Consider the following 26,477-nt stretch of genomic DNA (forward strand, 5'->3'; position numbering starts at 1 on the left):
GACATCCACCGACGGAAGGACACGACGCACGATGCCATTCGAACCCGATGAGACCACCATGATCGACCTCGCGACCGGCGTGCGCGCACCCGGGGCCACCCTGACCCGGGAACTCGCGGCGGAGCTGCACGCTCGAGCGGCGTGGTCGTGCATCAGCGAACCCGGCGACGGAACTGCGGGCCTCGTTGTCGCGGCGCTCGGCGCCGTTCGCGCCCTGCGGATGATTATCGAGGCCTGGACCCACGACCATATCGCCGGGGAACTCCTGACCGCCGGGGTGGCGGAGGGTGTGATCGCTGCCGCCGGACTCGACCGCGCTCTGGAGCGCTGGCGTCCGCGGCTCGATCCCATCGTCGTCACGATTGCGCTGCGGCAGGCAGCCCGATCGGGGGCATGGCTGGCGATTCCCGGTGACCCCGACTGGCCGGCCGGGCTTGAGGACCTCGGGGTACACGCCCCGCTCGCCCTCTGGTGGCGCGGCCCTGCACATGCCCTCGGCGCGTTCGCCCAGTCGATCGCCCTCGTCGGCGCCCGGGCTGCTACCCGATACGGCGAGCATGTCGCGATGGAAGCCTCTGCCGGCCTCGTCGACCGCGGATTCGCGATCGTCAGCGGCGCGGCGTACGGGATCGACGGGATGGCGCACAAAGCGGCACTCGCGAGCCGTGGTCGAACCGTGGCGTTTCTCGCCGGGGGAGTGGACCGGCCATATCCGAGCGGGCACGTCGACCTCCTCGAACGGATCGCCGGGGAGGGGGCCGTCATTTCCGAGCTCCCGTGCGGGGCCGCGCCCACCAAGTGGCGGTTCCTACAACGGAACCGGCTGATTGCGGCGACCAGCCTGGCCACCATCGTCCTGGAGGCCGGGTGGCGCTCCGGATCGCTCAACACCGCCGGGCACGCGGCCACCCTCGGGCGGCCGCTCGGCGCCGTACCCGGCCCGGTCACGTCACCGGCCTCGGCCGGGTGTCACCGGCTGATCCGCGAGTACGACGCCGTCTGCGTGACGACGGCCGCCGAAATGGCGGAACTCGTCGCGGAGCACCTGGTCCAGGTGACACTGGACTTCCCCGAATCGGAACTCGGGCTCGAGGGTTCCGGGCGCACAAGCGAACAGGTGCGGGTCTTCGACGCCCTGAGCGGGCGGTCCCCGCGTGGGATCGGCGACCTCGCCCGCCGCGCGGGCCTCTCCACCATGTCCGTGCGCGCCGCCCTCGGCGCCCTCGGGCTCGAAGGCGCCGCGCGCGAGCGAGAGACCGGCTGGGTGCGGAACGCCTGAGCCAGGCTCGGCCTGCCGCGAAACCGTCAGCCCTGGTACAGGCCCCCAGGCGTCTCCTCGCCGTCGTGGCCTGCGGCCTCGCACGCCCGCCGCACAGCCGCGAGGGAGTCGGCGACATCGGCGGCATCCGTCGACCAGTTGCTGACCGAGATGCGCAGCACCTCGCGCCCGCGCCAGACGGAACCGGACATCCACGTGGTGCCCTGGCCGAGCAACAGCTCCGTCACCCGCCGGGTGCGGGCATCGCTTCCGAAGCTCACGCACACCTGGGTGAAGACCACGTCGTTGACGACCTCGGCGCCGGGAATGCGCGCGAGGCCCTCGGCAAGCGAGCGGGCGTGACCGGCCAGGCGCTCGACGAGGTCGATCGTGCCGGATCGCCCGAGCGAGCGCAGTGCCGCCCACACCGGGATGCCCCGTGCCCGGCGGGAGAGCTCCGGCACCTTCTCGAAGGGGTCGCCCGGACCGTCCGTCGCCGGTTTCAGTAGATAGCTCGTGTGCACGCCGAACACGGACCGGACAGTCGCCGGTTTCTCGACGATCGCGATCCCGCAGTCATAGGGCACATTGAGCGTCTTGTGCGCGTCGGTCGCCCAGGAGTCGGCTCCCTCGACGCCTGCCACGAGCCCGCGGTACTTCGGGCTCGCCGCGGCCCAGAGGCCGAACGCGCCGTCCACGTGCACCCAGGCGTGGTGTTCCCGCGCCACCCGGATTGCCGTCGTCATCGGATCGAAGGCACCGGAGTGCAGGTTCCCCGCCTGCAGGCAGACGATGGCCGGACCCTCGCCGTCCTGCATCGCAGCCGCGAGGGCACGGGGATCAAGTCGGCCCTGCTCATCGGCCGCTACGGCGACGGGTTCGCCGAGGCCGAGGTACCGGAGTGCGAGGTCGATCACCGCGTGCCGCTCCTCGCCCACGAACACCCGCACGCGGGGCGAACCGGAAAGTCCGTCCCTGCTGAGATTCCAGCCCACCCGCTCGAGCACTGACTGGCGCCCGGCTGCGAGCCCGACGAAATTGGCCATCGTCGCCCCGGTGGTGAATCCGACATCCGAACCGGACGGCAGCCCGAGCAGGTCGAGCACCCACGCTCCGGCGGCCTCCTCGGCCGCGGCAGTGGCCGGCGTCGCGAAGCGCATGGCGGCATTCTGGTCCCAGGCGCTGACGAGCCAGTCTGCCGCCAGCGCTGCCGGGAGGGTGCCGCCGATCACCCAGCCGAAGAACCGACCAGACGGCATGGCCATCAGCCCGGGTTCGGCGAGGGCGGCCAGCTCGTCGACCACGGATGCCGCGGCGGTGGGGGACTCAGGCAGCGGACCGGCGAACATCCCGGAGAGGGTGTCGGCGTCGGCGCGCGGACCGACCGGGCGGGTACCGAGCGAACCAAGCCACGCGAGAGCGTGCTCCCTGGCTCGCCCAAGTGCTTCGTCGTATGCGCCGGGCTGAGCTGACATGGCGCCATGGTAGTCCGGGCCGTCCCCGGCAACCAGTGCCTGCGCGCATCGCGGGCCCGCGGCCAGGTGCCGCCCGCCGCTGGTCCGCGAGAGTGCGCTTTTGGCCCATGAACGCGGGTTAAAGGGCCGAAAGCGCACTCTCGCGAAACAGGATACAAAGGGGTATGCCTGATTACGCGAACCCGGCCTCCGACGGCTCCGGCAGCATCAACGGCGTGCGCGTCGGAGTCACCGAAGCCGCGCACTTCGGCGATGAACGCACGACGATAACGGGGTTCCTGCAGCGTCAGCGGGACCTCGTTGCATGGAAGGTCGGCGATGCCTCCGACGCGGGTCTCCGGCCCGTCGCCACTCCGACCGGCATGACCGCGCACGGCATCGTCCGACATCTCATGAACGTGGAGCGATCCTGGCTGCGCGATGTCTTCGCCGGTGAGGAGGGTCTGAGCTTCGACTGGACCGACGCGGATCCTGACGGGGAGTTCCACGTGCCGCCCGAAGTGACCATGGCCGAGCTGCTCGCCGACTATGCGGAGGAGGCGCGCCGCTGCGACGCGATCATCGCGGCATCGGGCTCGCTCGACGCCGTCTCGGTGCGCCGCAGTTTCAGCCTGCGCTGGATCCTGATTCACCTGGTCGAGGAGACCGCACGGCACGCCGGTCACCTCGACCTGTTGCGCGAACGTGCCGACGGCAGCGTCGGCGAAGACCCGCAGGACTGATCGACGCTGCCGGGGCGCCGGGGGAGTGTCGGCGCCAGGCCCTAGTCTGGAGCGGACGAAGGGTGAGTCATGAGTGGCGTTCCAGTGGGGCAGGTTCAGTTGGGCCAGTACGGGCCGGCGAGCCACGTGATCGCGCACATCAGCGACACGCACTTCCTCGGTGCCGGTAGACCCCTCTATGGCACCGTCGACACCGACACGCCCCTGCACGAGGCCCTCGCCCAGCTGGAACGTTCGGGGCAGCCGATCGACGCCCTCGTCTTCACCGGTGATATCGCCGACACCGGCGAAACGGATGCCTACCGGCGCATCCGGGACCTCGTCGAGTCCGCGGCCGACCGGCTCGGGGCCCGCGTCATCTGGGTGATGGGCAACCACGACAAACGGGCGCCCTTCCGCAGCGAACTGCTCCGCGAAACCGGGAACGGGGCATCCGCTGCCGCACCCGTCGACGCGGTGCACGACCTTGACGGACTCCGCCTGATCGCTCTCGACACGAGCGTTCCCGGCTACCACCATGGCGCGATCTCCGCCGAGCAGCTGGCCTGGCTCGCCGAGGTGCTGCGCGAAGCGGCCCCGCATGGTACGCTTCTCGCCCTGCATCACCCGCCGATCCCGACCATGGTTTCCCTCATGAGCCTTCTCGAACTCCGAGACCAGGCCGGCCTGGCCGAGGTCATCGCCGGAAGTGACATCCGTGGCATCCTCGGTGGGCACCTGCACTACGCCACGACCGGGCTCTTCGCCGGCATCCCCGTCTCGGTGGCCGCGGCCACCTGTTACACCATCGACCCGAGTGCGCCTGCCCGGCAACTCACGGGTGTGCGCGGCGGCCAGTCGATCAATCTCGTGCACGTCTATCCGGAGAGCGTCGTGCATTCGCACGTCGTGCTCGGCGACTTCGACCCGGCGACGCGTTTCGACTCCGAGTTCCTGGCCCGCATCGAGGCGATGAGCCCCGACGAGCGGACCGAGGCCTTCTCACGCCAGGCGTGAGTGCGCCGGCGGGCGGCGGGCGGATGCCCCTCGCAGCCCTTCTCGAGGACTTCGCCGTCTACCTGGCGGCGGAGCGTGGCTTCTCGCCGAACACCGTCCGGGCCTACCGGACGGACCTCCGCGGTCTCCTCGGCTTCGCCGACGGTCGTGGGGTCGCCGATGCCGACGGGCTGTCCCTGGACCTGCTGCGTGACTGGCTATGGGTGGCGACCCAGGCGGGTCTCTCCAAGGCGACGATCGCGCGTCGGTCCGCCTCCGCCCGCAGCTTCACAGCCTGGTTGACCCGCACGGGCGTGAGTGCGCTCGACCCGGCCGTGCGCCTGCGCTCGCCCAAACCGGGTCGAACCCTGCCCCGGGTGATCAACCGGGCGCAGATGCAGGCCCTTCTCGATCACCTCGAGCTGCGAGCCAGTGCCGGCGGTCCGCACGAGTTGCGCGACCAGGCCATCGTCGAACTGCTCTATGCTTCCGGGCTGCGCGTGTCCGAGCTCGTCGGTCTCGACGTCCCGGATGTCGATCTCTCCCAGCTCACCGTGCGCGTGACCGGCAAGGGGTCCAAGGAACGAGTCGTTCCCTTCGGCGTTCCCGCCCAGCGTGCACTCATCGCCTACCTCGAGCGCGCCCGCCCGGTGCTGCTCGCCGCAGCGGAGGAACCCGCCGGGAGCACCACGGTGGGTTCCGTCTCGAGCTCGGCAGGACGCCCCGCTGCGCTGTTCCTCGCGACCCACCGACGCCGCATCGGAGTGCGGGCCGTATACCGCCTGGTCGCAGGGCTCCTCGCCGAGATCCCCGGCAACGGTCCCGCCGGGCCGCACGCCCTGCGCCACACGGCGGCGACCCACCTGCTCGACGGCGGGGCCGACCTGCGCGCCGTGCAGGAACTGCTCGGTCACGCGAGCCTCGGCACGACCCAGATCTACACCCACGTCTCCGCGGAACGTTTGCGGCAGAGCTACCAGAACGCTCACCCGCGGGCCTGACCAGGTCACGCGTCCCGGAGAATCGCTCGCCAGAGCAGGTTTGCACGTGCGCTTCGCCGGGAGTCCCCTCGCACCGTGAGCAGGGCGGCCGACTCTGTCGGCAGCAGCACGGCGTGTGGGACACCGCCGAGGTACCGCATCGGCGACACGTACCGGCCGGAGAGCCGCGCGCCGAGGTGCAGGCAGCCGTCGCCGCAGTGGCCACCGGTCGCCACGTGGCCGATGAGCTGGCCGCGGCGCACGGGGTCCCCTGACGCGACAAGAGCCGTGACCGGTTCCAGGCTCGAGACGAGGCCCCCGGCGTGGCTGAGGGAAATCGCGGGTCGGTCGACGACGATCTGGGCGAAGGTCACCGTGCCGTCGGCAACGGCATAGACCGGCTCGCCCGGGTGAGCGGCCAGGTCGATTCCCCTGTGCCCGTCGGCGTACTCGGTGAGAGGCGCCCGGAACCCCCGCTCCACGGCATGCGGAATCGCGAGCGGCCACTCCCACGCCTCCGATCCGGTCGTCGGACCTCGCTCGGGCGTCGGTTGCGGTTGCGCGCGTGGCGCACCCTGGCCGGTCGCCGCGGGTGCCACGGCGAAGCAGACCAGAATGGCGGCGACCAGGGCGCTGACGGTGCGGCTGTGAATCGACATGCCCACAGACTGGAGGTCGGGCGGGTGCGATGAGCCCGCTCGCGCAGGGTGGTGCAGGGGTCGACGGGGACGCCGGCTGTTGAGGACGGGTGGCGGGGGACATCCGTTCCCCCGGACCTGGCTGGAACCGGGTTCGCCGGGTGCTAAAGTTATGGCAGCAGCGCTTCGTGCGCTGACTACGCGTGCCCATTCGGCCAACACCTCCATTCGGTCCTTACTTCCTCGGAAGCCAGGCGGCGGTGCGCCGGGCACCAGGAGTCGTGATCGACCGATCAGGACACGAACCGATTGGCGTTTTGCCGCGTATGCGGCGCGCCGGACAAGGAGTACGGCTCATGGCCGTCGTCACCATCCGCCAGCTGCTCGACAGCGGCGTGCACTTTGGACACCAGACCCGCCGTTGGAACCCGAAGATGAAGCGATTCATCTTCACGGAGCGCTCGGGCATCTACATCATCGACCTGCAGCAGTCCCTCGGCTTCGTCGACAAGGCCTATGACTTCGTCAAGGAGACCGTCGCCCACGGCGGCACGATCCTCTTCGTCGGCACCAAGAAGCAGGCGCAGGAATCGATCTCCGAGCAGGCCATCCGTGTTGGCCAGCCGTACGTCAACCAGCGCTGGCTCGGTGGCCTCCTCACCAACTTCCAGACCGTCTCCAAGCGTCTGGCCCGCATGAAAGAGCTCGAAGAGCTCGACTTCGAGGACACCGCCAAGAGCGGGTTCACGAAGAAGGAAATGCTCATCAAGAAGCGCGAGCTCGTCAAGCTGCACAAGAGCCTCGGCGGTATCCGCAACCTCACGAAGACGCCGTCCGCGCTCTGGGTTGTCGACACCAACAAGGAGCACCTCGCCATCGACGAAGCCCGCAAGCTCGGCATCCCCGTCATCGCGATCCTCGACACCAACTGCGACCCCGACGACGTGCAGTACCCGATCCCGGGCAACGACGACGCCATCCGTTCCGTCGGCCTGCTGACCCGCATCATCGCGGACGCAGCAGCCGAGGGCCTGATCCAGCGCCACGCCAAGCCGGAGGCCGAAATCGAGCCCCTCGCCGCCTGGGAAGCAGAACTGCTGAAGACCGAGGATGTCGCCGCAACCGACGCCACCCCCGAGCAGTCCTCCGCCGAGACCGTTGAGGTCGCCGACGCCACCGTCGCCGCCGAGCAGGTCGTCGAAGAAGCAGCCGACGTGGCAGCCGTTGCTGCCGTCGAAGCTCCCGCCGAAGAAACCAAGTAAGGAACCCGGTATGGCCAGCATCAGCCTGCAAGACGTCAAAGCCCTCCGTGAACGCCTCGGTACGGGCATGGTCGACACCAAGAACGCCCTCGTCGAAGCCGACGGCGACATGGAGAAGGCCGTTGAGATCCTGCGTCTCAAGGGTGCGAAGGGCAACGCCAAGCGCGCTGACCGTTCCACCTCTGAGGGCCTCGTCGCCGCCAAGGAGATCGGCACGACCGCAACGTTGATCGAGCTCGCCTGCGAGACCGACTTCGTCGCCAAGGGTGTCAAGTTCGGCGCCCTCGCCGAGAAGGTCCTGGACGCGGTCGCCGCTGCCGGTGCCACTTCGGTCGCCGAAGGCCTGGCCGCCCCCGCCGGCAGCCAGACCGTCGCCGAACTGATCGATGGCGAAGCCGCGATCATCGGTGAGAAGTTCGAGCTGCGTCGCGTCGCATCCGTCACGGGTGAGAAGTTCGCGATCTACCTGCACAAGACCAGCAAGGACCTGCCCCCGCAGGTCGGCGTCGTCCTGGGCTACTCGGGAGAGGATGCTGACACCGCACGCAGCGTCGCCCAGCACATCTCCTTCGCGAACCCGGAGTACCTGGACCGCGAGAACGTCCCCGCTGACCTCGTCGAGGCCGAGCGCCGCATCGTCACCGAGATCTCGAAGAACGAGGGCAAGCCGGAAGCGGCACTGCCCAAGATCGTCGAAGGCCGCATCCACGCCTACTTCAAGCAGGTCGCCCTGCTCGAGCAGGACTACGCGAAGGACAACAAGCAGTCCGTCGCGCAGGTGCTGAAGGATGCCGGTCTCACGGTTTCCGGATTCGCCCGCTTCAAGGTCGGCGCCTAGGCAATAGGCTCGCAGTACCAATGATGGAGACCGGCTTGCGCGAGCAGGCCGGTCTCCATTGCTGTGTCCGCCCTGAGTCGGCACGCAGTAGTTTTAGATCACGCACAACGGAAGGACCCCCAGGGCATGTCAGATTCGGGTAAGAAGCGCAGAGTCCTTCTCAAACTCTCCGGCGAAGCGTTCGGCGCAGGAAGCCTCGGCGTGAACCCGGATGTGATCAGCTCACTTGCCCGGGAAATCGCGGAGGCCGCACAGACCGTGGAGGTCGCCGTCGTCGTCGGCGGCGGGAACTTCTTCCGTGGTGCTGAACTGTCCCAGCGCGGAATGGACCGGGGCAGGGCTGACTACATGGGCATGCTCGGCACCGTGATGAACGCCCTCGCCCTCCAGGACTTTCTCGAGCAGGCCGGCGCCGAGACCCGGGTCCAGTCCGCGATCGCCATGACCCAGGTCGCCGAGCCGTACATTCCGCGCCGCGCCGAACGTCACCTCGAAAAGGGACGCGTCGTCATCTTCGGGGCCGGGGCTGGACTGCCGTACTTCTCAACCGACACGGTCGCGGCTCAGCGCGCGCTTGAAATCGGTGCCGACATCGTCCTCGTCGCCAAGAACGGCGTCGACGGCGTTTACTCGGCCGACCCGCGCACCGACCCGGACGCGGAAATGATCCGCCACCTCACCTACCAGGACGCCCTGCAGCGCGGCCTGAAGGTCGTCGACTCGACCGCCTTCAGCCTCTGCATGGACAACGGGATGCCGATGCAGGTCTTCGGAATGGCGCCGCAGGGCAATGTGACGGCCGCCATCCTCGGAGCCGATCTGGGAACCCTCGTCTCCAACTAAACTTGTCGATGTCACCTGCGGTCGAAACGGCCTCAGGTCGAAGTCACCAGGTCGAAATCACCAGGTCGAAGCCTCAACGAAGGAGTTACCGTGATCGCGGATGTTCTGTCCGATGCAAGCGTACGAATGCACAAGGCCCTCGAAGCCGCCAAAGACGATTTCGGGACCGTGCGCACCGGACGGGCGAACCCCCAGATGTTCGCAAAGATCCTGGTGAACTACTACGGAACCCAGACACCGCTCGAGCAGCTCGCGTCCCTGCAGAACCCCGAGGCACGCACGCTCCTGATCGGACCCTATGACAAGGGTGCCCTGCGCGACATCGAGCAGGCCATCCGGGACACCCCGAACCTGGACGCCAACCTCGGCAACGACGGCAACGTCATCCGGGCGACCCTTCCGGAACTCACGGCCGACCGCCGCAAGGAATACGTCAAGATCGTACGGACCAAGGCGGAAGACGCTAAGATCTCCGTGCGCAACCTGCGACGCAAGGCGAAGGACGAACTCGATGCGCTGAAGAGCGAAGTCGGTGACGACGACGTTGCCCGGGCAGAGAAGGAGCTCGAGCAGATCACGAAGACCCACGTCGACGCGATCGACACCGCGCTCAAGCACAAAGAGGCCGAACTCCTCGAGATTTAAGGGCGGAGCCAGCGTCATGACGCACGAGCCACGCGACGAAACCGGCGACACTGCACCGGTTCCTCCCAAACGACCCCATGGGGCCGGTAGCTCTGAGTTCCGGGCCCAGGTCCACGCTGCCCGCAACGACCTCGAACGGCAGATGCAGTCCACCCGCGCGGACATCGAACGCCAGGTGCAGGCGACGCGCGCGCAGCTGGACGCGACCAACGAACGGATCGCGGCCCGAACGGGTCGGAACCTGATCCTGGCGACCCTGATCGGCCTCGCGCTCGGCCTGTTCATGCTCGTGAGCCTGATCTTCATCAAAGAGCTCTTCATGGTCTGCGCCGCCGCATTCGTCGGGTTCACGGCCTTCGAACTCGCGCAGGCCCTCAGGCAGTCCGGACGCAACGTGCCGCGCATCGCGGTCGTCATCGCAGCGGTCTCCGTCGTCCCTGCGGCCTTCTACTGGGGAGCGAGCGGCCAGTTCCTCGTCACCCTCTCCGGCATCCTCTTCATCGGCCTCTGGCGGGTGTTCCTGCTGCTCAGCCCCGCCCACCGGGGGACTGCCCGCTCGGTGTTCGGTGATATCGGAGCCGGTTTCTTCATCCAGACCTACGTGGTGTTCCTCGGCAGCTTCGCCGTGCTGCTCGTCGCGCAGCCGGACGGGCAATGGTGGACCCTCGCCTTCCTGCTTCTGGTGATCTCGAACGACACCGCGGCGTATGCGAGCGGGCTGTCCTTCGGCAAGCACCGCATGGTGCCGACGATCAGCCCCAAGAAGACCTGGGAAGGCTTCGCGGGTGCCGGCCTGGCGTGTCTGATCGTCGGTGTGGTGCTGTCCCTGTTCATGATCGGGGAACCCTGGTGGTTCGGCCTGGTCTTCGGACTCGTCATCCTGCTGAGCGCCACCTTCGGCGACCTCGCGGAGTCGCTGATCAAGCGCGACCTCGGTATCAAGGACATGAGCTCCTGGCTTCCCGGCCACGGTGGCTTCCTCGACCGGATGGACTCGATTCTTCCCTCGGCGGCGGCAACGTACGCGCTGTATCTCATCTTCCGCTGACCAGCGGAAAGCACCCCCGGTGGGGGCACGCTTTCGACAGCGGCCTCCCCGTGGGGCAGAATGATCCAGTGAGCACCACATTCCCCCGGGCCGGCAAGAAGACGCTCGGCTACAACGTCACCCAGGTCGACGAGTTCCTGGCGAGCGCGCGTCGTGCGTACGACGCGACCGACGACTCCGAACCATTGACGGCCGAAAGCATCCGCCACACCGCGTTCTCGATGCAGAAGGGCGGCTACTCGTCCGCACACGTCGACGCTGCCCTCGAACGCCTCGAGGACGCATTCGCCGTGCGCGACCGCGAACGCGAGGCGGGAGCCCACGGCAAGCAGGCCTGGCTCGAGAGTGCCCGCGACCGTGCTCAGGAACTCGTGAACCGACTCGGACGGCCGGCGGGGCATCGTTTCAGCCGGGTCAGCTTCCTGAGCGTCGGGTACAACCGGGCGGATGTCGACCGGTTCGCGAACAAGCTCACCAAGTACTTCGAAGACGGCTTTCCGATCACGGCGGACGATGTGCGTTCGTCCGTTTTCCGACCGCAACGCGGCGGGTATCGGGAAATCCAGGTCGATGTCGTGCTCGACAGCGTCGTCGACGTGATGCTCGCGGTTCGGTGAATCTCGGACCGTTATCTGGCTGTTATCCGAAATCTGGGTTAGGCTCGAGAAATCGTGGGAAGACACCTAAGCGTAATTGAGTCCGGGAATACCACCACTCCGACAATTCGGAGGGCCGAGAAACCCCGACCTCGTGCCCGTGTCCTGTTCCTCTTCGCCTTCACCGCAGCCGCGGCCTTCGTGCTCGTGACCGTCGTCGATCCGTACTCCGGCGCGACGGCATCGCCGTACTACCAGTCGGCCGGCGGCCGCTTCGCAGGCCAGGCCACGCAGGTCGTCCAGGTGAACGGCTCATATTCCAACACGATCGTGCGCGAGTCATACACGGTCACCGAAAAGCCCAAGCCGGCCCCGGTCCCCGTCGTGGTCGCGGCCAAGTCGTCGAGCAAGTCGAGTTCGAGCGCTTCGGCGCCGACCGCCGCGGTGGCGAACCCCGGCTCTGCTCAGGCATACGCTGCCGGGGCCGTCGCCGCGCGCGGCTGGGGGGAGGACCAGTACAGCTGCCTCGTCGCCCTCTGGAACAAGGAATCCGGCTGGCGCGTCAACGCCGAAAACCCCAGCGGTGCATACGGTATTCCGCAGGCACTGCCCGGTTCCAAGATGGCGTCTGCAGGCGCCGACTGGGCCACGAACGCGGGCACCCAGATCGAATGGGGCCTCGGCTACATCACGGGCCGTTACGGCACTCCCTGCGGCGCCTGGGCGCACTCCGTCGACTCCGGCTGGTACTAGGGGTCCTGCTGTCGCACGGCGCGCTTCGCCGCGCCCGCCGACCCGACGTAGACTGACCCAATGCCACGCAGCAATCATCCGAGGGGTCGCAGGCGCGGTCCGGACGATGCCGGCGAGGACGACAGCCTCGACCGCATGCGGGCAGGCTGGCGTCGAACCGAGGAACGGCGCGACGGCCTCTGGACGGTTCAGCCGGTGACGGCGAGCCGGGCGACGAAGAGTTACGTCTGTCCCGGATGCAATCTCGAGATCGCACCGAAGACTCCTCACCTGGTCGCGTGGCGCGCGGACGGGCTCATGGGGGAGGCCGCCGACCTGGCGGGACGCCGGCACTGGCACAGCCACTGCTGGAGAATCAGATGATGCCGGGCGACACCGGCACGAGGGAGACACCGTGAGTTCCACCGTGGCCGAGATCCGGGGCGGCATCGAACTGCCCGCCCGCCGCGAGCACATCGAGTTGCACACGAGTGACGGCCTCACCCTCGTGGGGGAACTGGCCCTTCCGCTCGACCGCGAGCCGGTCGCGACACTCGTGACGCTGCATCCGCTGCCGACTCACGGCGGATTCATGGACTCACACATCCTGCGCAAGGCGGCAGGGCGCCTGCCTGCCCTCGCCGACCTCGCCGTGCTGCGGTTCAACACCCGGGGGACGACCTCACCACGGGGTACGAGCGGCGGAAGTTTCGACCACGGCAACGCCGAGCGGCTCGACGTCGCGGCGGCAATGGCGTTCGTCGCCGAGCGGAAGCTCCCCAACCCCTGGCTGGTCGGCTGGTCCTTCGGCACCGAACTCGCGATCAAGTACGGCCTCGAACATCCCATCCTGGGGGCGATCCTCTTGTCCCCGCCGCTGCACCGTGCGACGGATGCGGAACTGGCGGCCTGGGCGGGCAACTCGCGCCGGCTCGTGGCGATCATCCCCGAGCACGACGACTACCTGCGACCGGAGGCCGCCAGGGAACGATTCACGAGTGTCCCGGAGACCCTGTTCATCGCGGTCGACGGAGGCAAGCACCTGTGGGTGGGGGAGACCCAGACCAAGCGCATCCTCAACGAGATCGTCGCCGTCGTGAACCCGGCGGCCGCACCCCTTCCGACCGAGTGGCTCGGCTGATCGAGCTGCGAGCCCGGGTCAGAGCTCGTTCTGGCGGGGAATCACGACCTGCTTGATGATCATGATCACCGCCGCGGCGACCGGAATCGCGATGAGCGCGCCGAGGATGCCGAGGAGTGACCCGCCCGCGAGGGCCGCGACGACGACGACGGCACCGGGTACCGACACGGCGCGTCGCATGATGTTGGGGCTGAGGACATAGGCCTCGACCTGCATGTACACGATGTAGTAGATCGCCGCGACCAGTGCCGTGAGGGTCGAACTGCCGATCCCGGGGATCAGGCACGCGAGCACGATGATGACCGAACCGCTGATCGTTCCGACGAGCGGGATCAGCGACCCCAGGAAGGCGATCACGGCGAGCAGGGCGGGGAAGGGGGCGCCGATGATCGACAGGAACGTGAAGCTCAGTACGCCGTTGCATGAGGCGAGCGCGGCCTGCCCCACGACGAAGCGACCGACGGACGTCGTGATCTGCTCGCTGAGGTCGGCGAACCGCGCACGCTTCGAGGCAGGTACGAGCTGGTAGGTCGCGGTCTTCAGGCTGTGCAGCGACGCAGTGAAGTAGAGCGACAGGATCACGATGATCAGGGCACCGAACAATCCGCTGACCACGGCGAGCCCGGACTGGATGATCGCGGTGGTGATCGTCGTCACGTTGGTGCTCACGTAGTCGGTGATCGACTTCACGATCCCGGAGACGGGGAGGGCTGGAAACTGTTTCTGGATGTCCGACAGGAACGTCGACGAGTTGACGGACCTGACGAGCTCGGGAATGGCCTGCGACAGTTTCGTGATCTGGTCGACGATGATCGGGACGATGGCGAAGATGACCCCGGTGAGCACGCCGATGACCGCGATCAGCACGGCGAGGATCGCCGCCCAGCGCGGAAAGCCCTTCTTCTCGAGCCAGGACACCGAGGGGTCCAGTCCGAGCGCGATGAACAGGGCGGCACCGATGTAGGTGATGATCGTCGACAGGCTGACAATCGAGCTGAGGATCAGGATTCCCACCCCGACCCCGAGGGTTCCGATCAGCCCCAGGCGGAATGCGTTCTGGATTTTCACTCGGATCTCCTCGGGATGGCGGTGGCGTTCAATCGTCCAGTGCTGTGACCTTTTCCGCCTGCGTGAGGAGGCCTCGCAGGCTCTCGAAGTAGCCGGCGACCGAGTCGCGCTCAATCCTAATCTGGGAGAGGCGCTCCTCCGCGTCAGCGACGAGTGCGCGTGTCCGCTTCTCGGCCTCGGTGACGAGCGCGGTGGCGCGGGCTTCCGCGTCCTGAACGATCTGCTCGGCATGGGCTTCCGCGGCCAGGCGGGCCGTCTTCGCCTCTGCGCGGGCGCCGGAGTCCAGCTGCTCGTTGAGTGCCCGCAACTCGAGGGTGCGCTGGTTGGTCTCCGCGAGCTGCTTCAAGGCGTCGTCGAGGAACTTCTGGGTTTGGGCGACGGCCTCCTGGTGCCGGGCCAGGTGACCCTGCTCCGCCTCGTCGCGGCGGGCCTTGAGCTCGACGTCGAGGTCCGCGCGAGTCTGGTCGATGTCGCGGCGAAGGCGGGCCTGTTCGTGCTCTCCGCGCTTGCGCTCGGCCGTGAGCTGGTTGTCCAGGTCGATCCTGAGCTGCTCGCCGTCCGCGGTGAAGTCCGCGCGTACCTGCTCGTTCTCCCTGGCGAGGTCGGCGGCGGCCTGCTCGGCCCTCGCGGCCTGGGCGGCGCGAGCCTTCTCGAGCTCCTGGGCGAGGGCTGCGCGCTCGCGGGCGAGGTCGAGTGCGAGTTCGGTCTCGGCCTGCTCACGTTCGATGCCGAGGTCGATGCGGGCCTGGTCGATCTCGCGGGCGAGGTCCGTGCGGGCCTGTTCGACCTCCGCAGCGAGAGCCGTGTGCGTCTGCTCGGTCTCGTGGGCGAGGTCGATGGCGGCCTGCTCTGCCTCCCTGGCGCTGTTGAAGCGGGCCTGCTCGGTCTCCGCGGTGAGGTCGATCCTGGCCTGTTCGGTCTCCCTGGCCAGATCCGCGCGCTGCTGGTCGAGCTCGAGGGCGACCTCGGCCCTGGTGAGTTCGGTTTCGCGCGTCAGTCCGGCGGCGATTTCACGGGCATCCGTCGCCTCACGTTGTGCGACGACGCGCACCTCGGCTGCTTCACGTTCCGCCTCTGAGCGGATGGCGGCGACCTCGCGCTTGACCGTGGCCCGGAGCTCCGCGGCCTCTGTGGCGACGGCACCGCGGATTGCGGCTGCCTCCTGCACGGCGTCGCCGGTTACCGTGGTGTAGTCGTCGTGGGCACGTGCGAGCAGGTCGTCGGCTTCGGCGCGGGCATCGTCGAGGAGGCGGCTGGCCTTGACGTTCGCGTCGGAGAGGGCGCGTTCTGCCCGTTCGGTTGCTTCGCGGCGCAGGGTGTCGACCTCGCTCGCGGCGGAGGCTCGCAGGCGCTCGGCATCGATGTCGGCCTGGGCGATCACGCGGGTGGACTGTTCCTCAGCGACCCGAAGGGTGTTCTCGAGCTTCGTGCCGAGTCCGGAGAAGGTGGGGCTGCCGACCTCTTCGATCTCAGCGTTCAGATCGTCGATGTGCGCGGTGAGGCGCTTGATTTCCTTGTTGGCTTCCGTACCCTGGCTGTTCGCCTGGATCAGGTCACGACGCAGGCCCTGGATTGCCCTGTCGACCTCTTCTTTGTCATAACCACGGAAAACCTGGGTGAAATCAGCTTCGTCGATCGCCACGCTATCTCCTTGTATTGGAACTCTGACCCCGCATTTAGTCCGGCCAAGGGGGCCACGACAATTTTAGTGGGTTGACGCGGCGGCCGCGCGTCCCGTCTACAGGGGTCTATTAGGCAGCTTTCAGGACGAGACAGTATCGTGGAATGTCCTGTCCGCTGCTTCCCGGACCCGCTCCGGGTTCAAGCACCCGTGTGTGCGGAGCGGCTGGCGACACAGGAGGGTATCAGTGCGTTTCCTTTTTGCCATCGTGGCGCTCGTCCTAGCGGGTGTGATGATCGTGCTCGGCATTGCCCAGCGGACGGTTTTCCTCGAACCCGCGACGAGTAGCCTGAGCGCGACCATCGCCGCCGACGCTCCGTACGCCGTGATCGATTCCAGTGCCCTGACGGAGCACCCGGGCGCCCAGACCGTCACCCTCTCCGGATCCGACACCCTGTTCGCGGCATATGGCCGCACGGCGGATGTGAAGGCGTGGCTGGCCGGACACGAGTACGTCAGCATCCATTCGACCGATAAGAACGGGCCCGGCCTCGGAAGCGACACCGTCCCCGCAGACACCGATGTTCCCGCAGGCACGGCGCCGGTCGCCGCAGCGACCGTGACGAACCCGGCCGGTTCGGACCTCTGGCTGGAGGAATTCACCGGCACGAAGGAACTCACGGCGACCGTGAACCTGCCGGAAGGCATTTCGATGATCGTCGCCTCTGACGGCACCAACCCCGCGCCGTCGAAGGTGAGCATCACCTGGCCCGTGGACAACTCGACCCCCTGGGCCGGTCCGCTGATCATGGGGGGCGCCATCCTCGCCCTTGTCGGGCTCATCCTGTACCTGTGGGCACTCCTCCACCTGCGCAGGTCGCACGGCCCTCGCCGCAACCTGCCCAAGGGTCCACGGATGCCGCGACTTCCGCGCGCGCCCCGCCCCAAGTCCATCAAGGCGAGCGAGATCACCGGGCGACGGTCGATCGGGCGGTCCCTGATCGCCGTTGTTCCGATGTTCCTCGTGTCCGGACTCGTCCTCACGGGATGCTCTGCGGAATTCTGGCCGGGCAGCACCCCGACCGATGCTGCCTCCCTCAGCCCGACGCCTGACGCGAGCGGGGCGGCCGTCGTGATCAAGGACGTGCCTCCGGCCGCCGTGACGGTGCCGCAGCTCGAGCGGATCATGACCAAGATCTCCGCGGTCGCAGCGGACGGTGACAAGAACCTGAGCGCAGACATCCTCGCGACCCGATTCACCGGTCCCGCCTTCGACCAGCGCCTCGCCAACTACAAGGTGCGAGCCATCGCTCCCGACTTCCCCGCACTGGCCGCGCTCCCTGCCGGACCGCTCACGCTCTCGCTTCCGCAGCAGTCTGCGACCTGGCCCCGGGTCGTGATGACCGTCGTCCAGAACAAGGACACCCCGGATGTCGCGCCGACCGTCGTCGTGCTCCGCCAGGAGTCGGCACGGGCGAGCTACCTCGTCGAATATGCGGTGCAGCTCGAGCCCTCAGCGAAGATCCCTGACCTGGCCCCCGCCACGATCGGCGCACCCATCATCGCCCCCGACTCGAAACTGATGCTCCTGCCGCCCGATCAGGTCGCGGCCGCATACGCGGACATCCTCAGCAATGGCGAGGCGAGCCCGTCGTTCGCCCTGTTCGATGCGACAGGGGACAGCTTCCGCACCCAGATCGACGCGAACAAGGCGGACAAGAAAGCCAAGCTGCCGACGACGGCGTCGATCGAATTCGGTGCCAAGGCGAGCACAGGGCCCACGATCGCCCTCGCGACGAACGACTCGGGGAGCATCGTCGCGGTCAGCCTCGAGGAGACGGAAACCGTCAAACCCGTCGACGCCGCTGCGACGGTCAGCCCCGGCGAGGGCGCGGTCGCCAGCAAGGCGCTCTCCGGCCTCACCGCCACCGCGAAGGGCTTCAAGAACACCTACGCCGACCAGCTTCTGTTCCACGTTCCCGCCGCCGGTTCGAGCGATAAAATTGTCCTCCTTGGCTTTGCCCAGGGACTGATCTCGTCTACGGAGCTTCCATGAGCATTGTCCCCCCGTCCGCCGCCAGCATGCGCGGTGCGGTCGATCTGTCCTCCCTCCTGAACCGGCCGCCGGCACCGGCGGCCGGGGGAGCCGGCTCAACCGGAGCTGCCGGACAGGCGGGTCAGGCCGGGGCGGTTTCGGTTCCGAGTCTCGTGTTCCAGGGAACGGACGCGAACTTCGGCGAGATCCTCGACCTGTCGGCGAACGTTCCGGTCATCGTCGATCTGTGGTCGGCGCGCAGCGAGCAGAGCGCTGAACTGACCCTCGTCCTCACCAGGCTGATCCTCGAGTACGGCGGTCGGTTCGTGCTCGCCACGGTCGACGTGGACACGAACCCGCAGCTGACCCAGGCCTTCCAGGCCCAGTCGATCCCGACCGTCGCCGCGGTCATCGGCGGCCAGCCCGTCGCGCTCTTCAACGGCGTGATCGCGGAGGATCAGGTCCGTGCGGTCCTCCAGCGGGTGCTCGAGCTCGCGGCGGAGCACGGCGTCGTCGGGACGGCGGTCGCTCCGGAGGGAGCGGATGCGGCGACCCCGGTCGCCCCTCCGGAGCCCGAACTCCCGCCGCACCACGTCGAGGCCTACGAGGCGATCGAACGGGGCGACTACGCCGCCGCGATCGCGATCTACAAGACGGCACTCGCCAGGGATCCCAGGGACAACCTCTCCGTCGCCGGGCTCGCCCAGGTGGGGCTGCTCGCCCGGCTCCAGGGCAAGACGCTCGCGGAGATCCGTGCAGCGGCAGCGGCCGCGCCGGATGACCTCGAGGCGCAGCTCCTCGTCGCCGACCTCGATCTTTCCGGCGGGCACGTCGAGGATGCCTTCGACCGGCTCCTCACGCTCTTTCCCGCCCAGGACGCCGCGGGCAAGAACCGCATCCGCGAACGCATCCTCGACCTGTTCGAGGTCATCGGCCAGGACGACCCCAGGGTCGCCCCCACGCGCAAGCGCCTGACAATGCTGCTCTACTAGCCGGCGTAGCCCCGCGAGAGTACGAAAATGGCCCCCTCCCGACCGGGGAGGGGGCCATTTTCGTACTCTCGCGAAGTTCAGCAAGCAGCGGCGTCTAGCGGCGCAGGCGCAGCCAGACGCCGGCGAGGGCCGGCAGCGTGACGAGGGCGGATGCCGGTCGCCCTGTCCACGGTTCCTCTGTCGCCGTGACCTGGCCGAGGTTCCCCATCCCGGAACCACCGAAATTCTGCGCGTCCGTGTTCAGGATCTCGTCCCACACGCCCGCGAACGGCAGCCCCACCCGGTAACCAGTGTGCGGCTGGCCGGCGAAGTTGAACACACACGCGATCGGCGTGCCCGAGTCGTCCCAGCGGAGGAACGAGACGACGTTCTGCGCGGCGGCCCCTCCGTCGAGCAACTCGAACCCGGCAGGGTCGGTGTCGCGTTCCCAGAGCGCCGCGTTGCCCCGGTAGACCCGGTTCAGCTCGCCGACGAGGGTGAACAGTCCGCGATGGGGGGACTGGTCGAGCAGCCACCAGTCGAGGCCACGGGATTCGCTCCATTCCTGGAGCTGGCCGAATTCCTGGCCCATGAACAGGAGCTGCTTGCCCGGGTGAGCCCACATGAAGGACAGGTACACCCGCACGTTCGCGAGCTTCTGCCAGTCGTCTCCCGGCATCCGGGCGACGAGGGAGCCCTTGCCGTGCACGACCTCGTCGTGGCTGATCGGCAGGAGGAAGTTCTCGCTGAACGCGTAGACGAAGGAGAAGGTGATCTCGTTGTGGTGGTACGAGCGGTACATCGGGTCGATGCTCGTGTACTCGAGCGAGTCGTGCATCCAGCCCATGTTCCATTTGAAGCCGAAACCCAGTCCGCCGCGACTGGTCGGAGCCGTGACGCCGCCCCAGTTGGTGGATTCCTCGGCGATCATGACCGTGCCGGGGTTGCGCTTGTACGCCGTCGCGGTGACCTCCTGCAGGAGGCTGATCGCCTCGAGGTTCTCGTTTCCGCCGTAGATGTTCGGCTCCCACTGGCCGTCCTCGCGGGAGTAGTCGAGGTACAGCATCGACGCGACCGCGTCCACGCGGAGACCGTCGATGTGGAACTCCTCGAGCCAGTAGAGCGCGTTCGCGACGAGGAAGTTCCGCACCTGGGTCTGGCCGAAGTCGAAGACGTAGGTTCCCCAGTCCATCTGCTCACCGCGGCGGGGATCCGCGTGCTCGTAGAGCGCCTGGCCGTCGAAACGGGCGAGGGCGAAGTCATCCTTGGGGAAGTGCCCGGGCACCCAGTCCATGATCACGCCGATGCCCGACTGGTGCAGCCGGTCGATCAGGTAGCGCAGGTCGTCCGGGTGGCCGAACCTGCTGGTCGGGGCGTAGTAGCCGGTGACCTGGTAGCCCCACGACCCGCCGAACGGATGCTCGGCGAGCGGCATGAACTCGACATGCGTATAGGCGAGCTCGTGCAGGTAGTCGATCAGCTGGTCGGCGAGGTCCCGGTAGCCGAGCCCGGGCCGCCACGACCCGACGTGCATCTCGTAGATACTCATCGGCCGTTTGTGGGCCTGGGTCCTGGCCCGCTCGGCGAGCCATTCCGCATCCGCCCACTCGTAGTGCGTCTCGCCGATGACCGACGCGGTCATCGGGGGCACCTCGGTGTACCTGGCCATCGGGTCGGCCTTGCGCACCCACTCGCCGGACTGGGCGAGAAGTTCGAACTTGTAGTTCGACCCTGGGTGCAGGCCGGGGACGAAGAGCTCCCAGACGCCCGTGCTGCCCATGTTGCGCATGGCATGCAGGATGCCGCTCCAGGAATTGAAATCACCGATCACTCGCACGGCCTGCGCGTGCGGAGCCCACACCGAGAAGGACGTGCCTGCGACCAGACCGGCCGTTTCGTCGGTCGGGAGAGGAGCGACGGTTGTGCCGGAATGATAGTGGGCTCCGAGTACGTCCCAGAGTCGCTCGTGCCTGCCCTCGCCGATGAGGTGCAGGTCGAGTTCGCCGAGAGTCGGCAGGAAGCGGTACGGGTCGTCGACGATCCAGGTGGGGGCGTCCGGATACCGGGCCTCGAGCTCGTATGCCTGGAGGCCGACGGTGCTCACGCCCTGCCAGACTCCGTAGCCGATGTGCACGAGCTCGATGTGGGCGCCGGACTCGAGGATCGCGAAGACCTCGCTCGCGAGCGGGCGCAGCGCACGGATGACGGTGAGCGGGTCCGCGATCGTCGTCCCGCCGATCAGGTGCTGCCCGAGGATCTCGTGGGGGTTGTAGTAGCGGGCTTCGGCGATCGCCTGCAGGATGCCCGGGGGAACCACCGGCACGGTGGCGGGGCGTGGGGTCTTTGGCGTCATCGTGCTGCTCCTCTGACGTGCAGGATGTGTACCGGTTCGGCAGCGGCATCCAGTCGCACGAAGTTGTCTGCTGTCCAGGTCCAGATGGCACCGGTGATCAGTTCCTCGACCTCGAAGACCGTGCCGGGCTCGAGCCCGAAACGGGTCACGTCGAGGCGCACCATGGTCTCGCGCACCGAATGCGGGTCGACATTCACGACGACGATGATCGCGTCACTTGTCCCTGTGCCGGTGTGTGCCGCATCGAGGTACTTGCTGTACACGAGCACCGCGCCGTCGTCACTCGTGTGCAGGTCGAGGTTCCGCAGCTGGCCGAGTGCGGGATGGGCGCGGCGGATGGCATTGAGCAACGAGACGTACGGCGCGAGGGACTCGCCTGCCGCTTCCGCGGCCGCAAAATCGCGCGGGCGGTACTCGTACTTCTCGTTGTCGATGTTCTCCTCGGCGCCGGGGCGCGGCACGCTCTCGAAGAGCTCGAAACCGGCGTACATGCCCCAGGTCGGGGCGGCTGTCGCGGCGAGGGCCGCCCGGATCTTGAAGGCGGCGTGTCCGCCGACCTGGAGGAACTCGGAGAGGATGTCCGGGGTGTTCACGAAGAGGTTCGGGCGGTAGAAGTCCGCCGTCGTCGTCGCGAGGCCGTGGAAGAACTCCTCGAGCTCGGTCTTCGTGTTGCGCCAGGTGAAATAGCTGTACGACTGCTGGAATCCGACCTTGCCGAGCGCCTGCATGAGCGCAGGGCGCGTGAACGCCTCGGCGAGGAAGATCACGTCGGGGTTCTCTTCGGTGACCCGGTTGATCAGCCACTCCCAGAAATCGAGGGGCTTGGTGTGCGGGTTGTCGACGCGGAAGATCCGCACGCCGAGACCCATCCAGTAGCGCACGATCCGCAGCACCTCGGCACGGATGCCGGCTGGATCGTTGTCGAAATTGATCGGGTAGATGTCCTGGTACTTCTTCGGCGGGTTCTCGGCGTAGGCGATGCTGCCGTCCGGGAGGGTGGTGAACCACTCAGGGTGCTCGGTCACCCAGGGGTGGTCCGGCGAGGCCTGCAGTGCGAGGTCGAGGGCGACCTCGAGGTCGTTCTCCGCTGCTGCGGCGAGGAAGTGCCGGAAGTCGTCGACGGTGCCGAGGTCCGGGTGGATGGCGTCGTGGCCGCCGTCCTCCGATCCGATCGCCCAGGGCGAGCCGGGGTCGTTCGGTCCGGCGTTGAGGGTGTTGTTCGGGCCCTTGCGGTACGAACGGCCGATCGGGTGGATCGGTGGGAGGTAGAGCACATCGAAGCCCATCGCGGCGACGCCGGGGAGGCGGTCCTCTGCGGTGCGGAACGTTCCACTCTGCCAGGAGTGGTCCGCGCGCTGCACGGCGCCCTCTGAGCGGGGGAAGAACTCGTACCAGGAGCCGACGCCGGCCCGGGTGCGCTCCACGCGCACGGCGCGCTGTGCCGATGTCGACGACAGTCCTGCGAGTGGGCGTGCGGTGATGAAAGCGTTGAGCGAGGGGGTGTCCAGCAGGGCGAGGCGATCGTCGACCGAGATGCCCGGGTTGGTGAGGTTCGCTGCGGCGTGCGCGAAAACGCGACGCTCGGCGGCCGGACGGCGCTTGTCCGTTCCGGCCGCAGCGAGGAGCACGGAACCCTCGAGGAACGTCAGCTCGATGTCGATCCCGGCGGGGACCTTGATCTCGGCGGTGTGGCGCCACGTGGCCCACCCATCGGCCCAAGCGCGCACCCGGTACTGCCAGATGCCCTGCCTTCCAAGTGTGACGAGGGCTGTCCACCTGTCGGTGCCCGGGGCCCCCGGGTGCATCGGATGCTCGGACCGGTTCCCCTCGGGATCCGTCAGGAGCAGGGTGACCCCGATCAGGTCGTGACCCTCACGGAATGCCGTGGCCCCGAAGGGGACGGCCTCGCCGACGAAGGCCTTCGCCGGCCACAGATTGTCGGCCAGCTGGGGTGCGAGGTCGAGGATCGGAATGCGTGAGATGCGCGTCGGCTCCTCCTTGCCTCGCTTGCCTTGACCCGCAGGGGGAGCCAGGTCCGTGCCGGCGTCGGCGCCTGCCACGGATTCGGGAACAACATTTGCACGTTTAGCTGTCTTTGCCACAAGATGACCGTAGCGCGAATTGTGCGGTTTCCGGGGGAGGAACGGGACAGAGACCTGCCAGCGCCTCTAGGCTGGGACGCGTGAAGGCGATCCGTAAATTTACAGTCCGCACCGTCGTGCCCGAGGCTCTAGCAGCCCTCGATGAGCTTGCCGGTAACCTGCGCTGGTCCTGGCACGAGCCGACCCGCCAACTCTTCGAACACATCTCACCAGAGTTGTGGCGCGAGATCGGTACTGATCCCGTTGCCTTGCTCGGCGCCGTCGATCCGGCCCGGCTCGTGGCGCTCGCCGCAGACCACGAATACGTCTCCTGGGTCAACTCGATCAGGGACGGGCTGCGCTCCTATCTGCAGGAACCGCGCTGGTACCAGGGCCTCGAGGGTGACAAGCCCGCGTCGATCGCCTACTTCTCCCCGGAGTTCGGCATCGCCGCCGCGCTCCCGCAGTACTCCGGCGGCCTCGGGATCCTCGCGGGTGACCACCTGAAGAGCGCCTCGGACCTGGGCGTCCCTCTCATCGGCGTCGGCCTGTTCTACCGGGCAGGCTACTTCAGCCAGGCGATCTCCCCGGACGGCTGGCAGATCGAGAGCTACCCCCTGCTCGATCCCGACGGACTGCCCCTGTCCGTGCTGCGCCGTGCCGACGGCTCCGCCGTGCAGGTCTCGCTCGCCCTCCCCGACAACCGCACCCTGCACGCCCGCGTCTGGCAGGCGAACGTCGGCCGCATCCGCCTGCTCATGCTCGATACGGACATTCCCGAGAACGCGGACGACCTGCGCCTCGTCACGGACCGGCTCTACGGCGGCGGCGGCGAGCACCGGCTGCTGCAGGAATTGCTCCTCGGCATCGGCGGCGCCCGCGCCGTGAAGGTCTGGAGCGCCCTCAACAACCGGCCGGAACCCGAGGTATTCCACACCAACGAGGGCCATGCCGGGTTCCTCGGCCTCGAACGCATCTCGAGCCTGATCGGTGACGGACTGAGCTTCGCCGAGGCCCTGCAGGTCGCGCGGGCGGGAACGGTGTTCACGACCCACACACCCGTCGCCGCGGGAATCGACCGGTTCGAGCGCAGCCTCGTGCAGCGGTACTTCGAGACCGACCTCCTCCCCGGTGTCGGCGTCGACGAGCTCCTCGCCCTCGGCGCGGAGAACTATCCGGGCGGGTCTCCCGACGTCTTCAACATGGCGCTGATGGGCCTGCGGCTCGGCCAGCGCGCCAACGGCGTCTCCAAGCTGCACGGCGAGGTCAGCCGACGGATGTTCAAGGGACTCTGGCCGGGCTTCGACGCCGAGGACGTGCCGATCGATTCGATCACCAACGGCGTGCACGCCCCGACCTGGACGGACCCCTCGCTGCTTCACCTCGCCGAGGACCGCCTCGGCACGAGCGATACCTCTGAGGCCGACTGGGCCTCGCCCGCGATCACCGACGACGACCTCTGGGCCGTGCGCGGCACGATGCGCCTGCAGTTCGTCGAGGACGCCCGCCGGCGCATCGCCGCGGCCTGGCTCGTGCAGAACCCGGGCGGGATCGTGCCGGCATGGATCGGCCAGGTCTTCGATCCGACGGTGCTCACGATCGGGTTCGCCCGCCGCGTCCCGACGTACAAGCGGCTGACCCTGATGCTGCACGACCCCGAGCGGCTCCGTGCCCTGCTGCTGCACCCGGAGCACCCGATCCAGATCGTGATCGCCGGCAAGTCGCACCCCGCGGACGAAGAGGGCAAGCGCCTCATCCAGAAGGTCGTGCAGTTCGCGGCCGACCCGGAGCTGCGCACCCGCATCGCGTTCCTGCCCGACTACAACATCGGCATGGCGCAGCTGATGTACCCCGGCACGGATGTCTGGCTCAACAATCCGCTGCGTCCCCTGGAGGCCTGTGGCACCTCGGGAATGAAGGCGGCACTCAACGGAGCGCTGAACCTCTCGATCCTCGACGGCTGGTGGCCTGAGTACTACGACGGAAAGAACGGCTGGGCGATCCCGTCGGCTGATGCCGCAGGCGACTCCGCCGAGCGGGACCGGATCGAAGCCGACGCGCTCTACGAGCTCATCGAACACCATGTCGCTCCCCGCTTCTACGACCGCAACGGCGACGGTGTTCCCGAACGCTGGGTCGCCTCGATCCGGCACACCCTCGCCACCCTCTCCCCGGAACTCAACGCCGGCCGGATGGTGCGCCAGTACGTGCAGAAGCTCTACCGCCCGGCCGGGGCCGCCGAGGCACGCCTGTCCGCGAACAACTACCGTGCTGCGCGCGAACTCGCCGTGTGGAAGGGGCGCATCGTCGCCAAGTGGCCGGGCGTCTCCGTCGCCCACGTCGAGTCCGGCGGGGTCGCCGCCGTTCCCAAGGTCGGCGACGAACTGCACCTGCGTGCCCATGTGCAGCTCAACGGGCTCGACCCCGCGGATGTCACCGTCGAGGTCGTCTACGGGAAGAGCCTGGCCAACGACGAGCTGAGCGGCGTGCACACCCTCGCGCTCGAGGCGGTCGTCGACCCGGATGCCGCGGACGGTTCCGACTCGCCAGAGCAGGGCGGTGCGACCCTCTTCACTGGGACGGTCGCGCTCGACCGCGGCGGCGCGTTCGGGTACACGGTGCGCGTCGTCCCGAAGAACGACCTGCTGGTGAGCTCGGCAGAGATGGGCCTGATCGCCGTAGCCGGCTAGCGCGCGATAGGGGCGGTGAGGGCGTCGGTGGCGGCGAGGAGGTCCGCCGGCGCCAGCTCGATGTCGAACCCGCGGCGGCCGCCGGACACGAACACGGTGTCGTACAGCAGGGCGGTCTCGTCGACGACGGTCACCAGGCGGGTCTTCTGCCCGACCGGGCTGATGCCGCCGAGCACATAGCCGGTCTTCCGCTCGGCGAGTTTCGGGTCGGCCATCACGGCCTTCTTGGTCCCGGCCGCGTGCGCCAGGGCTTTGAGGTCGAGCTGGCCGGCGACCGGCACGACGGCGACGACGAGCGTGCCATCGGCATCCGCCAGCAGGGTCTTGAACACCCTGGCCGGGTCGAGCCCGAGTTTTGCAGCGGCCTCGAGGCCGTACCCCGTCGCCGACGGGTCGTGGTCGTAGGCGTGCGGCGTGAACCGGATGCCCGCGTGCGTGAGCGCGACGGTCGCGGGCGTCCCACCGGCGCCGTCGTGCTTCTTCACCACTGCGACTCCTCTGCGAC

The 26,477-nt window shown here is 68.0% G+C and carries 23 protein-coding genes; 16 read left to right on the top strand and 7 right to left on the bottom strand.

Translation table 11 applies throughout. The annotated features are described in order from the left end of the window. The first annotated feature begins 31 nt into the window (after positions 1-31). A complete protein-coding gene (dprA, locus tag E3O39_RS10330; protein WP_241985040.1) occupies positions 32-1,279 on the top strand; it encodes a DNA-processing protein DprA in 1,248 nt (415 codons plus the stop codon). A 26-nt stretch (positions 1,280-1,305) separates the two neighbouring features. Here the strand turns inward: dprA and E3O39_RS10335 are convergent, their stop codons facing one another. Then, positions 1,306-2,733 carry a pyridoxal-dependent decarboxylase gene (locus tag E3O39_RS10335; protein WP_134447615.1) on the bottom strand — a complete coding sequence of 476 codons (1,428 nt, stop codon included), beginning with the start codon at positions 2,731-2,733 and terminating at the stop codon, positions 1,306-1,308. Between the two features lie 164 nt (positions 2,734-2,897). Here E3O39_RS10335 and E3O39_RS10340 point away from each other — a divergent pair, with 164 nt between their 5' ends. The 3 genes from E3O39_RS10340 (at position 2,898) to E3O39_RS10350 (ending at position 5,431) form a co-directional block, all read left to right on the top strand. Then, positions 2,898-3,455, top strand: coding sequence for a DinB family protein (locus E3O39_RS10340; protein ID WP_134447616.1), 558 nt, complete (start codon positions 2,898-2,900; stop codon positions 3,453-3,455). Positions 3,456-3,524: 69 nt separating this feature from the next. Continuing rightward, positions 3,525-4,451, top strand: a complete 927-nt coding sequence (locus E3O39_RS10345) for a phosphodiesterase (RefSeq protein WP_134447618.1) — start codon at positions 3,525-3,527, stop codon at positions 4,449-4,451. Between the two features lie 23 nt (positions 4,452-4,474). Further along, complete coding sequence (locus E3O39_RS10350; protein WP_134447620.1) at positions 4,475-5,431, top strand: tyrosine recombinase XerC; 957 nt, start codon at positions 4,475-4,477, stop codon at positions 5,429-5,431. A gap of 5 nt (positions 5,432-5,436) precedes the next feature. Here E3O39_RS10350 and E3O39_RS10355 read toward each other — a convergent pair whose 3' ends face one another. Continuing rightward, on the bottom strand, positions 5,437-6,069 hold the full coding sequence (locus E3O39_RS10355) for a M23 family metallopeptidase (RefSeq protein WP_166787314.1): 633 nt from the start codon (positions 6,067-6,069) through the stop codon (positions 5,437-5,439). Between the two features lie 335 nt (positions 6,070-6,404). On the opposite strand from E3O39_RS10355, the gene rpsB reads away from it, so the two are divergent. The 9 genes from rpsB (at position 6,405) to E3O39_RS10400 (ending at position 13,153) form a co-directional block, all read left to right on the top strand. Next, complete coding sequence (gene rpsB, locus E3O39_RS10360) at positions 6,405-7,310, top strand: 30S ribosomal protein S2 (protein WP_134447624.1); 906 nt, start codon at positions 6,405-6,407, stop codon at positions 7,308-7,310. A 10-nt stretch (positions 7,311-7,320) separates the two neighbouring features. Next, entirely contained in the window at positions 7,321-8,148 is an 828-nt protein-coding gene (gene tsf / locus E3O39_RS10365) for a translation elongation factor Ts (protein ID WP_134447626.1), read from the top strand. A gap of 126 nt (positions 8,149-8,274) precedes the next feature. Next, positions 8,275-8,991, top strand: coding sequence for a UMP kinase (gene pyrH, locus E3O39_RS10370; RefSeq protein WP_134447628.1), 717 nt, complete (start codon positions 8,275-8,277; stop codon positions 8,989-8,991). Between the two features lie 90 nt (positions 8,992-9,081). Then, positions 9,082-9,636 carry a ribosome recycling factor gene (gene frr, locus E3O39_RS10375; RefSeq protein WP_134447629.1) on the top strand — a complete coding sequence of 185 codons (555 nt, stop codon included), beginning with the start codon at positions 9,082-9,084 and terminating at the stop codon, positions 9,634-9,636. A gap of 16 nt (positions 9,637-9,652) precedes the next feature. After that, positions 9,653-10,684, top strand: a complete 1,032-nt coding sequence (locus E3O39_RS10380) for a phosphatidate cytidylyltransferase (protein WP_241975525.1) — start codon at positions 9,653-9,655, stop codon at positions 10,682-10,684. Positions 10,685-10,752: 68 nt separating this feature from the next. Then, on the top strand, positions 10,753-11,301 hold the full coding sequence (locus E3O39_RS10385) for a DivIVA domain-containing protein (protein WP_134447631.1): 549 nt from the start codon (positions 10,753-10,755) through the stop codon (positions 11,299-11,301). A 54-nt stretch (positions 11,302-11,355) separates the two neighbouring features. Beyond that, on the top strand, positions 11,356-12,033 hold the full coding sequence (locus E3O39_RS10390; RefSeq protein ID WP_241985041.1) for a lytic transglycosylase domain-containing protein: 678 nt from the start codon (positions 11,356-11,358) through the stop codon (positions 12,031-12,033). Positions 12,034-12,093: 60 nt separating this feature from the next. Further along, on the top strand, positions 12,094-12,396 hold the full coding sequence (locus tag E3O39_RS10395) for a hypothetical protein (protein ID WP_134447633.1): 303 nt from the start codon (positions 12,094-12,096) through the stop codon (positions 12,394-12,396). 31 nt (positions 12,397-12,427) lie between these two features. Continuing rightward, positions 12,428-13,153, top strand: coding sequence for an alpha/beta hydrolase (locus tag E3O39_RS10400; protein WP_134447635.1), 726 nt, complete (start codon positions 12,428-12,430; stop codon positions 13,151-13,153). A gap of 18 nt (positions 13,154-13,171) precedes the next feature. On the opposite strand, the gene E3O39_RS10405 is transcribed toward E3O39_RS10400, so the two are convergent. Continuing rightward, positions 13,172-14,221: an AI-2E family transporter gene (locus tag E3O39_RS10405; protein WP_134447637.1), complete on the bottom strand. Its 1,050-nt coding sequence runs from the start codon at positions 14,219-14,221 to the stop codon at positions 13,172-13,174. A 28-nt stretch (positions 14,222-14,249) separates the two neighbouring features. After that, positions 14,250-15,863 (bottom strand): DivIVA domain-containing protein, encoded by a 1,614-nt coding sequence (locus tag E3O39_RS10410; RefSeq protein ID WP_134447639.1) that lies wholly within the window; start codon positions 15,861-15,863, stop codon positions 14,250-14,252. A gap of 226 nt (positions 15,864-16,089) precedes the next feature. Here E3O39_RS10410 and E3O39_RS10415 point away from each other — a divergent pair, with 226 nt between their 5' ends. After that, positions 16,090-17,898, top strand: a complete 1,809-nt coding sequence (locus E3O39_RS10415; RefSeq protein WP_134447641.1) for a hypothetical protein — start codon at positions 16,090-16,092, stop codon at positions 17,896-17,898. Then, on the top strand, positions 17,895-18,869 hold the full coding sequence (locus tag E3O39_RS10420) for a tetratricopeptide repeat protein (RefSeq protein WP_134447643.1): 975 nt from the start codon (positions 17,895-17,897) through the stop codon (positions 18,867-18,869). The genes E3O39_RS10415 and E3O39_RS10420 overlap by 4 nt, the downstream gene beginning before the upstream one ends. Before the next feature lie 94 nt (positions 18,870-18,963). On the opposite strand, the gene glgB is transcribed toward E3O39_RS10420, so the two are convergent. Together glgB and E3O39_RS10430 are read right to left on the bottom strand one after the other, a co-directional pair. After that, positions 18,964-21,201 carry a 1,4-alpha-glucan branching protein GlgB gene (glgB, locus tag E3O39_RS10425; protein ID WP_134447644.1) on the bottom strand — a complete coding sequence of 746 codons (2,238 nt, stop codon included), beginning with the start codon at positions 21,199-21,201 and terminating at the stop codon, positions 18,964-18,966. Then, positions 21,198-23,303 (bottom strand): alpha-1,4-glucan--maltose-1-phosphate maltosyltransferase, encoded by a 2,106-nt coding sequence (locus E3O39_RS10430; RefSeq protein WP_370294796.1) that lies wholly within the window; start codon positions 23,301-23,303, stop codon positions 21,198-21,200. The genes glgB and E3O39_RS10430 overlap by 4 nt, the downstream gene beginning before the upstream one ends. An 80-nt stretch (positions 23,304-23,383) precedes the next feature. Here E3O39_RS10430 and glgP point away from each other — a divergent pair, with 80 nt between their 5' ends. Beyond that, positions 23,384-25,972, top strand: a complete 2,589-nt coding sequence (gene glgP, locus E3O39_RS10435; RefSeq protein WP_134447646.1) for an alpha-glucan family phosphorylase — start codon at positions 23,384-23,386, stop codon at positions 25,970-25,972. On the opposite strand, the gene ybaK is transcribed toward glgP, so the two are convergent. Continuing rightward, on the bottom strand, positions 25,969-26,457 hold the full coding sequence (gene ybaK / locus E3O39_RS10440) for a Cys-tRNA(Pro) deacylase (RefSeq protein ID WP_370294844.1): 489 nt from the start codon (positions 26,455-26,457) through the stop codon (positions 25,969-25,971). The genes glgP and ybaK overlap by 4 nt on opposite strands. Positions 26,458-26,477 lie beyond the last annotated feature (20 nt).

Source organism: Cryobacterium sp. MDB2-A-1, assembly GCF_004402675.1.
Taxonomy (GTDB): domain Bacteria; phylum Actinomycetota; class Actinomycetes; order Actinomycetales; family Microbacteriaceae; genus Cryobacterium; species Cryobacterium glucosi.

Bases quoted from the DNA above. Each gene is read 5' to 3' on its own strand.
- dprA (WP_241985040.1), top strand. From the start codon at position 32: ATGCCATTCGAACCCGATGAGACCACCATGATCGACCTCGCGACCGGC.
- E3O39_RS10335 (WP_134447615.1), bottom strand. From the start codon at position 2,733: ATGTCAGCTCAGCCCGGCGCATACGACGAAGCACTTGGGCGAGCCAGG.
- E3O39_RS10340 (WP_134447616.1), top strand. From the start codon at position 2,898: ATGCCTGATTACGCGAACCCGGCCTCCGACGGCTCCGGCAGCATCAAC.
- E3O39_RS10345 (WP_134447618.1), top strand. From the start codon at position 3,525: ATGAGTGGCGTTCCAGTGGGGCAGGTTCAGTTGGGCCAGTACGGGCCG.
- E3O39_RS10350 (WP_134447620.1), top strand. From the start codon at position 4,475: ATGCCCCTCGCAGCCCTTCTCGAGGACTTCGCCGTCTACCTGGCGGCG.
- E3O39_RS10355 (WP_166787314.1), bottom strand. From the start codon at position 6,069: ATGTCGATTCACAGCCGCACCGTCAGCGCCCTGGTCGCCGCCATTCTG.
- rpsB (WP_134447624.1), top strand. From the start codon at position 6,405: ATGGCCGTCGTCACCATCCGCCAGCTGCTCGACAGCGGCGTGCACTTT.
- tsf (WP_134447626.1), top strand. From the start codon at position 7,321: ATGGCCAGCATCAGCCTGCAAGACGTCAAAGCCCTCCGTGAACGCCTC.
- pyrH (WP_134447628.1), top strand. From the start codon at position 8,275: ATGTCAGATTCGGGTAAGAAGCGCAGAGTCCTTCTCAAACTCTCCGGC.
- E3O39_RS10380 (WP_241975525.1), top strand. From the start codon at position 9,653: ATGACGCACGAGCCACGCGACGAAACCGGCGACACTGCACCGGTTCCT.
- E3O39_RS10395 (WP_134447633.1), top strand. From the start codon at position 12,094: ATGCCACGCAGCAATCATCCGAGGGGTCGCAGGCGCGGTCCGGACGAT.
- E3O39_RS10420 (WP_134447643.1), top strand. From the start codon at position 17,895: ATGAGCATTGTCCCCCCGTCCGCCGCCAGCATGCGCGGTGCGGTCGAT.
- glgB (WP_134447644.1), bottom strand. From the start codon at position 21,201: ATGACGCCAAAGACCCCACGCCCCGCCACCGTGCCGGTGGTTCCCCCG.